This window comes from Thermogutta sp., assembly GCF_014359955.1.
Lineage (GTDB): Bacteria > Planctomycetota > Planctomycetia > Pirellulales > Thermoguttaceae > Thermogutta.
Genome location: NZ_JACIYL010000114.1, coordinates 1 through 8,523, shown reverse-complemented (window position 1 = coordinate 8,523; position 8,523 = coordinate 1). Strand labels below are relative to the sequence as shown.

Here is an 8,523-nt window from a genome sequence, read left to right as displayed (position 1 = left end):
ATATGCGTGACAATCGGCGAAGGACAGACGCTCCTTCAGAGATCAGACCCAGTGGCTGAATATGTGGGGCTTCGGCCGGGATCCGTCTTTCTCCAGTACGAGGGCCTCAATCCCTCCGGAAGCTTCAAAGACAACGGGATGGCCGCTGCGTTCACGCATGCCCGATTGGTGGGAGCCACCCGGGCGGCCTGCGCTTCGACCGGAAATACCAGCGCGTCGCTGGCCCTCTATTGTTCTGTGACGCGTTTGATGCGGGCCATTATTTTCATCGGATCCGGAAAAATTGCGTATGGAAAGTTGGCGCAGGCCCTCGACTATGGGGCACTCACCGTACAAATTGCGGGGGATTTCGACGACGCGATGAAGCGAGTGCAAGAGGTCAGCCGCTCGCTGGGAATCTACCTTGTAAACAGTGTCAATCCATTCCGGCTGGAGGGGCAGAAAACCATTATGTTCCGGGTGCTGGAAGCGCTCCGGTGGGAGGTCCCCGACTGGATTGTTGTCCCTGGTGGAAACCTGGGAAACAGCAGCGCCTTTGGGAAGGCATTTCGTGAATTGCGGGACCTGGGGCTGATCAAGAAGGTGCCTCGACTGGCAGTTATCAACGCCGTTGGCGCTAATACCCTTTACCGCCTTTACGAATGTGAGGGGCTCCGCTGGAATGGAGGACGGGTTGATGCGGAAAAACTCTCCCAGTTCTACGGAGAAATGGATCGCGAGGGACGCCGTGCCTCGACAATCGCCAGCGCCATTGAAATTAACCGACCCGTCAATTTTTGGAAATGTTTACAGGCTCTGGAAGTCTGCCAGGGGGTGGTTCGCGAGGTGACGGACCAGGAAATCCTGGATGCGAAAGCCCAGGTTGGCGCCGGTGGTCTCGGCTGTGAGCCGGCGAGCGCGGCGAGTGTGGCCGGGGCCAAACGACTGGTCAGTGAGGGGGTTATCGCAAAAGACGAACGGGTTGTCTGCATCCTTACCGGTCATCAGTTGAAGGACCCTACCGCGACAGTTGCCTATCACACCACGGATCAGCAAATGTTCAACGAGGTGCTCGGCAAACGCGGGGTGCGACGAGCCACCTTCGCCAATCGCGCCGTGAGCGTAGCCAACGATTTGAACGAAATCATCAAAGCCATTCACCTGTACGGGTGAAGCTGTCGCAAACGGAAGCTGGAAGCACACTCAAGAGAACACGTCCTGTTTCCAACAACCTGTTGCACGCAATTTCGCGGAGTAATGGCGGGGGCGGAGAAAAACGCATTGGATATATTACCGACGCATTTGCGAAGGTATGTGGTGTAAAGACGTTTGCGAGGAGTTGCTAGAACCGCAAAGGAAAGGATATGGAGAAGATACGCGTTGTCGTTTCGGGGGCTGCCGGTCGCATGGGACAACGGGTGATTGCTCTGGCTGCCGAGGAGCCCGACTTCGTCATTGTCGGGGCCCTGGAAGCCCCCGATCACCCCAAATTGGGACAAGACGCGGGAGCTGTAGCGGGACGCGAACCTCTCGGGGTTCCGCTCTCTGCGGAGTTTCGAGGGGAAGCGGACGTGTTGATTGATTTCTCCCATGTGAGCGGGTTTGACAGCATCATCAACACATGCCGCAAGAACCGTCTCGCTCTTGTCTTTGCAACCACGGGGATTACACCTGAGCAGGACCGCGCGCTGGCGGAGCTTGCGGAATTTGTACCAGTCATTCACTCCCCGAACATGAGCCTCGCGGTCAACGTTGCGATGAAACTGTGCCAGATGGCTGCCGAGGCCCTCAAAGACAAAGATGCGGACGTCGAAATCATTGAACGTCATCACCGTTTTAAGGAAGACGCCCCGAGTGGGACGGCTCTGCAGTTTGGCAAATTGATCTCGCAGATCATGGGCCAAATCGTCCATCGTCATGGGCGCCAGGGACGTCCCGGCCGAAGACCGCACGAGGAAATTGGCTACCACGCCGTACGTGTGGGAGACAATCCAGGCGAACACACCATTGTCTTCGGCCTGCTCGGGGAAACACTGGAAATCACCGTTCGCGCCACCAATAGGGACGCCTACGCCAAAGGGGCCCTGGCTGCTGCCCGGTTCATCGTAAAACAGCCGCCAGGGCTTTATGGGATGCGAGACGTGCTGGGGCTTTGAGACGCCGCAACAGCGAGCGCCTTGTTCGTTTTTCCCTGATGAAGCCCGACAATTAATCGGCGCGACGCGCACGTTGGGACCACCTCCCACGCGGGGCGCACTCTTATTGGCGGATGTTGCCTCCTGCTGGGACGGGCCAACTGTCCCGTTGTGCCAGTCGAATGACACCGCGGAGCATTTATGGATTTCGAGGCCCTTGTCGTTACAAAGTCAAACGACGGTCAAGTCAAGATTGCCATCCAGCGGACGCAATCTTCCCAGCTTCCGCCGGGAGAAGTGCTGATTCGGGTGGCCTATTCGTCGCTCAATTACAAAGACGCACTTGCCGCGCGGGGCCATCCGGGGGTTGTCAAAAAATTCCCACACATTCCTGGAATTGATGTTGCGGGAGCTGTGGAAGAGAGCGGGGTCTATGAGTTTGTGCCGGGCGATCCGGTCATTGTAACCGGATACGAATTGGGGGCGGAGCGCTGGGGCGGCTACGCGGAGTTCGTGCGGGTCCCCGCTGATTGGGTGCTCCCGCTGCCCGAGGGACTGGACTTCCTCGACGCAATGACACTGGGAACGGCTGGCCTTACGGCGGGTCTGTGCGTTGACAGTCTGCTTACCCACGGTATCAGTCCGGAAAGGGGCCAGATCGTCGTTTCCGGAGCGTCAGGGGGAGTTGGGTCGATCGCCGTCGCCATTTTAGGCAAGCTGGGGTTTGACGTTGTTGCCGTGACAGGAAAAGCCCATGCCCATGAGATGCTACGCGAACTCGGAGCGAAATCCGTGGTGGGGCGCGACGCCGTGCTGGCCGATCCTGAAAAACCCCTGCTATCCGGTCGCTGGGCTGGCGGGGTGGATACTGTAGGCGGCGACATGCTCTCCAGTATCCTCCGCGCGACGAAACATTCTGGTTGTGTGGCCGCATGCGGTCTGGCCGGCGGTGCTCACCTGCGAATGACGGTCTATCCGTTTATCCTGCGTGGGGTTACCCTCGCGGGAATCGATGCAGCCTGGCAACCCCTGGCAAAAAAGGCCGCCATCTGGGAAAAGTTTGCCGGCCCCTGGCGCATCGAAAAGCTCGATCGCATTCGAAAAATCGTCCCCCTCAAAGAGTTACCGATGTGGTTCGACCGAATTCTCAACGGGGAAGTGATGGGCCGAATCGTCGTTGAGGTCGGCGGATCCCGCGTGCCGCTCAAGCGATAAATCGATGTGTCACTCTGGCATCCGTCATCGTCACTTCGGCACGGGATTTAAAATCTGCCGCCTGCCATAAAATGTGCCCAGGGATGATCCTCTTTCCTGTTCCCGGACGGATCGGCAAACGGAGCCTCTCGGTCATCGAACGATTTTGGATGCTTTCCAGACTGGGCGTGCTGAGCACTTGCCCTCGTCAGGACGGCAACCGGTGCGACACAGCGCGTCCGAATCCAACCAGCCAAAGCAGAAAACTCCCGAGAATCGAACCGATTCCCTATTCGTCGCTGCCATACAGGGCCGCTTTGAAGCGGGCACCGCTTTTTCTTTCCTCGCGGATCCACCCGGCAACTTCCGCCACGACCTTGTCCAGCGGCATGAGCTGCGGGGTCTTCTCCCACCGCCATTTCACTTCCACATTTCCCTGAGCGAGTCCTCGTTCACCCACCACCACGCGCATCGGAAATCCGATCAGATCGGCATCCTTGAACTTGACCCCGGCCCTGACGTCACGGTCATCCAGAATGACTTCGATATTCTCCTTTCGGAAGGCATCATAAAGCTGGAATGCCGCTTCGCGTGATTTTTCATCGGCCACATTCACAGGCACAATGACGACCTCGTACGGTGCCAGTGCCACCGGCCAGATGATGCCATTTTCATCGTGAGTAGTCTCGATGAGAGCGGCGAGAATTCGGTTGATACCGATGCCGTAGCAGCCCATTATAATCGGTTTCAATTGTTCACTTGGGTCAAGGAACCGGGCAGACAGAGCTTCCGAGTACTTCGTGCCCAATTTGAACACGTGCCCCACCTCGATGGCCGGCCTGAGCCGCAGGATCCCACTGCACCGGGGGCAGGGGTCGTTGTCCTGGGCACAACGAAGGTCCGCAAAACGCTCAACGTTGAAATCCCGTCCAAGATTGACCCCTTTCAAGTGGGTGTCAGCCTCATTTGCACCCGTAACCGCGTTGCGCATGAACTGAATATCATAATCCGCGATAATCGTGACCTTTTCTTTGAGTCCTACAGGACCTGCGAATCCAACCGGTGCACCGGTGACACGTTCGATGGTGGTCGGGTCGGCGAGCTGGATTTCCTTTGCACCCAAAGCGCGACGAATTTTGTTTTCGTTCGCCTCGTGGTCTCCGCGGATGAGGACGGCAACCGGTTGGCCGTCGGCCAGATAAATGAGCGTCTTGATCAAATCCTGGGGACGACAGTTCAAAAACCGGCTGACCTGATCGATCGAACTGGCACCTGGAGTCGGGACTCGCTCGAGGGGAGCCGGCTCGGTTGTCGTCGGCTGTTCCGCCCTTCGCGGACCGATCTCGGCACGTTCAAGATTGGCGGCGTAACCACACGCAGCACAGTGGACGATCTTGTCCTCACCATTGTTGGCCGGCACCATGAATTCGTGACTGGCCTCCCCACCGATTGGACCGCTCTCGGCCTCCACCGGAATATAGGCCAGGCAACACCGGTCAAAAATGCGGCAATAGGCGCGATACATCGCTTCGTAACTGCGGTTGAGGCCCTCAAGCGACGTGTCGAAACTGTACGCGTCCTTCATGAGGAACTCACTCGTCCGCAGCACGCCGAAACGGGGCCGCTCCTCATTGCGGAATTTCGGGGAGATCTGATAGAGCGTGATGGGGAGCTGGCGGTAGCTCGAAATATGGTGAGCCACCAAATCGGTCACAATTTCTTCATGCGTGGGCCCCAGAACAGCATTCACTTTTCGATTCTGCCGCTTGAGCTCAACCCGAATGAGGACATCCCCGAACGCCTTATCACGGCCAGTGCGTTCCCAGAGGGACAAGGGGCTCAAACTCGGCATGAGCAACTCCACCGCCCCTGCCGCGTCCATCTCTTCTCGAACAATTTGCTCAGCCTTCCGCAGCGCACGCAACCCGAGCGGAAGGTACGTGTACGCGCCAGCCATGACCTGGTTGATGAGTCCCGCCCGTAGCATGAGCACATGGCTGGGAATCTCGGCCCCTTCCGGGGTCTCTTTAAGCGTGGGGATGAACGTTTTGGACCACAACATGCCTCAATCGCCTTCAGTCACATTTTCAAATGAAAGGCCAAAAATCTTGGCAATTCTCTGCCATCCAGCAGTCCTGCCAGAACTTTTTCTCGGGATGACCCAAGTTCGGGCGGAATGTTTCCACATCCGAACTCAGGGACCGGGAACATTCTTTGATCGTTCTGCACTCCCCGGCGAGTCTTAAGAAAATGTGATTTTAGACCAGCCGCCCAGGTTCCTACAAGGTCACGTGGGTTGACCGCTTGGGAACGTGTCTTCTACACTGAGGGGTTCCGTAGCTCGAGAACGTCATCCAGCGTGCTTCCACTGCATCGCCAGCTCGATGCGCATTGAGCCCCAGTCTCCGTCCTTTCCAGGGATCAATACGTTGTAAGTGTTCACAAAGCTGCAAGGCAGAACCAATGAGCCGCAAATTTGTCAGTCATCTTCGGCCGGAAGAAACGGTGAACGAGATTTACCTCGTCTCGAGCCGTCAAATGCGGCCCAATCGCAACGGGGTCCTGTATCTTCAGATGAGGCTGTCGGACCGCACGGGCTCCGTTGATGCTCGTCTATGGAACGCCGACCAGAGCCTCCTGGAACGTGTCGTTCCCGGCGGTTATGTCCGAGTGGAAGGAGTCACCCAGGTTTACCAGGGGAATCTCCAGATTATTCTGTCTCGAGTGAAACCGGTCCCGGCCGAGGAAGTTGACCCTGCCGATTTCCTTCCGCTGACTCAGCAAAAGCTGGACCAGAATCTTAACTATTTAGCCCAGATCCTTCGATCTGTGGAAAATCCCCACCTGAGAGCGCTTTTGGAAGTTTTCCTTACCGATGAAGATTTCATGGCAAAACTTGCCAAGGTCCCGGCTGGAGTCAGTTTTCACCACGCTTACCCCGGAGGACTCGTGGTTCATCTGGTGACTATGCTGGAACTTGCGCAGGCTATGGCGCCACTATATCCGGCGGTCAATCGGGACCTTCTCCTGGTGGGGGTTTTTCTGCACGATATCGGAAAAACGGGTGAGTTGGCGGCCGATTTTGAATCCAACTACACGGATGAAGGTCAACTGCTGGGGCACCTGGCCCTGGGATTGGAAATGCTCAATGAGGCCATTCCCAAAGCAGAAGAGTTGCTTGGAGAACAGTTTCCCAGCGAGTTGCGGCTTCGTCTGAAGCACATGATCCTGAGCCATCACGGCGAGTACGAATTCGGAAGCTTTCGACTTCCGATGACGCCCGAAGCGGTAGCACTCCATTGCCTGGACTACCTTGACTCCCGAATGGCCGCCTGCCTGGAGAGGATTCAGGGGGATCCGCTCCCAGATGGGACGTGGACTTCCTACTGCCCTGTGCTCAATCGGAAGTTCTACAAAGGCGCTGGGTGGGCAGTTCCCGAAGATGAGTAGACATAGGCGATCTGCAAGTCGTGCCCCGGGGAATCCAACGGATTCACCTTCTTTTCCGGTCTCCGTCTTGATGCGGAATATCCCGATCTTTTGGCCAACGATGTCTCGCACACGCTTGTAGCTGGCACCGGGGCGTATTACACTGATCGCCGTCGGTGATCAGCTTGGCCATTTCCGTGTTCAGGGGAGGATTGACATATGGGTCGCCGTGTCAGTCGTCGCAATTTTTTGGCCCTGGTGTCGCGTTCTGGGCTGAGCGTCTCTGGGGTGACCATCTTAAAGTCTGCGGCGAGCGCGACCACCTATCAAGCCAACGAGCGCCTCAACGTCGCTCTGGTCGGCGTATCCGGACGGGGCTCGTGGTTCGTCCAGGCGATTCCGCAGATTGGGGAAAATGTCGTAGCGCTGTGCGATGTCAATGAACGCCGCGCCGCGGCCGCTTTTGCGAGATTCCCCTCCGTTCCCAAGTTCCGAGATTTTCGACGGATGTTCGATACGATGGCGAATCGTATCGATGCTGTTGTGGTGGCCGTGCCGGACCATAATCATGCCGTGATTTCGTACACGGCCATGAGCCTCGGGAAACACGTTTACTGTGAGAAACCTCTCACCCACGATGTATGGGAGGCGCGTGTGCTCCGGGAAGCCGCCGCTCGGTTTGGTGTGGTCACACAAATGGGGAATCAGGGAACCGCCACCCATGCCTTTCGCCGAGGAGTGGAACTCGTTCAATCTGGGGCAATCGGCGATGTCCACGAAGTCTATGTCTGGAAAGACAGTGGGGGTTCAGGTGAACGGCCGTTGCCCAGCGGTGAACAACCTGTTCCTGATTATGTCGATTGGGATGTTTGGCTGGGACCTGCCCCGGATCGGCCGTTTCACGAACAGTGGCTGAACTGGCATGTGTGGCGGGATTTTGCCACCGGCAACCTGGGGAACTGGGCGTCGCATTCTGCGAATATGGCCTTCATGGGCTTGCGAATCAACTCGCTATGGCAACCCGGCAGCGAAGGCCGCATCCGAGTCGTAGCCGAGGTGCACAGCCGAACGCAGCACACCTTTCCCCGGTGGGAAATCGTTCGCTGGCAGATACCGGCGCGGGGCAATCTTCCGCCTGTGCGCTTTGAGTGGTTCAACGGGGCCGGCGCTCCCGGACGGCGAGCCCATGTCGAGGAGTTGATGGGAAAGAAACTGGATTGGGGAGACGCCGGCAATAAGAAATGGGAAGATCACGCGGGCTGCCTCATCTGCGGTGCTCGGCAAATGATTCACGCTACGGGCCACAATTCGACGTTTGTGCTTTTGCCGTCGGGTCGCACATCAGAGCAGGAAGGTCCACCGCAAGTCCTTCCTCGGGGAGGGAGCCACGAAAGGGAATGGACGGCGGCCTGCAAAGGGCGCGGGCAGACGATGTCACACTTCGGTTATTCCGGCCCGCTTACCGAATTTCTTATGCTCGGCAACGTCGCTACGCTGTTCCCAGAGGAAGAGCTGGAATACGATCCGAAACGAGGGGAAATTGTCAACCATCCGGCAGCCAACTCTTAGGTTTGCTCAGCGAGCCAGGCCGGGGCCACGGGGCGCTGCGCCGTATCAGGGAAGGCGGCGGACTGCGGCCAGTCGCGCAGCTTCTGGATGTAGCCCAGCAGCTCCACAAAGCGTTCCGGGGTCAGGGTGGTCGGGCGGAACAGCTCCTGCTCGTCGCGGTGGCGGTCGCGCACGCCGCCGGCCCGCACCATCTCGCTGTCGCGCCAGACGCGCTCAT

General features: G+C 57.7%; 7 protein-coding genes. 5 read left to right on the top strand and 2 right to left on the bottom strand.

Annotated elements, in window-relative coordinates; translation table 11 throughout:
* From thrC to H5U08_RS05475, 3 genes are all read left to right on the top strand, one after another.
* A partial coding sequence (gene thrC, locus H5U08_RS05485) for a threonine synthase (protein WP_297031067.1) occupies positions 1-1,152 on the top strand: 1,152 nt, incomplete at its 5' end.
* 191 nt (positions 1,153-1,343) lie between these two features.
* Positions 1,344-2,135, top strand: coding sequence for a 4-hydroxy-tetrahydrodipicolinate reductase (gene dapB / locus H5U08_RS05480; RefSeq protein WP_297031065.1), 792 nt, complete (start codon positions 1,344-1,346; stop codon positions 2,133-2,135).
* 180 nt (positions 2,136-2,315) lie between these two features.
* Positions 2,316-3,329, top strand: coding sequence for a YhdH/YhfP family quinone oxidoreductase (locus H5U08_RS05475; RefSeq protein WP_297031063.1), 1,014 nt, complete (start codon positions 2,316-2,318; stop codon positions 3,327-3,329).
* A gap of 268 nt (positions 3,330-3,597) precedes the next feature.
* Here the strand turns inward: H5U08_RS05475 and H5U08_RS05470 are convergent, their stop codons facing one another.
* Positions 3,598-5,370: a proline--tRNA ligase gene (locus H5U08_RS05470; RefSeq protein WP_297031062.1), complete on the bottom strand. Its 1,773-nt coding sequence runs from the start codon at positions 5,368-5,370 to the stop codon at positions 3,598-3,600.
* A gap of 401 nt (positions 5,371-5,771) precedes the next feature.
* On the opposite strand from H5U08_RS05470, the gene H5U08_RS05465 reads away from it, so the two are divergent.
* Together H5U08_RS05465 and H5U08_RS05460 are read left to right on the top strand one after the other, a co-directional pair.
* Entirely contained in the window at positions 5,772-6,758 is a 987-nt protein-coding gene (locus H5U08_RS05465; protein ID WP_297031061.1) for an HD domain-containing protein, read from the top strand.
* Positions 6,759-6,956: 198 nt separating this feature from the next.
* A complete protein-coding gene (locus tag H5U08_RS05460; RefSeq protein ID WP_297031060.1) occupies positions 6,957-8,306 on the top strand; it encodes a Gfo/Idh/MocA family oxidoreductase in 1,350 nt (449 codons plus the stop codon).
* Here H5U08_RS05460 and H5U08_RS05455 read toward each other — a convergent pair.
* Positions 8,303-8,523 (bottom strand): phage tail assembly chaperone (locus H5U08_RS05455; protein WP_297031057.1); only part of this gene is annotated, 221 nt, incomplete at its 5' end. The genes H5U08_RS05460 and H5U08_RS05455 overlap by 4 nt on opposite strands.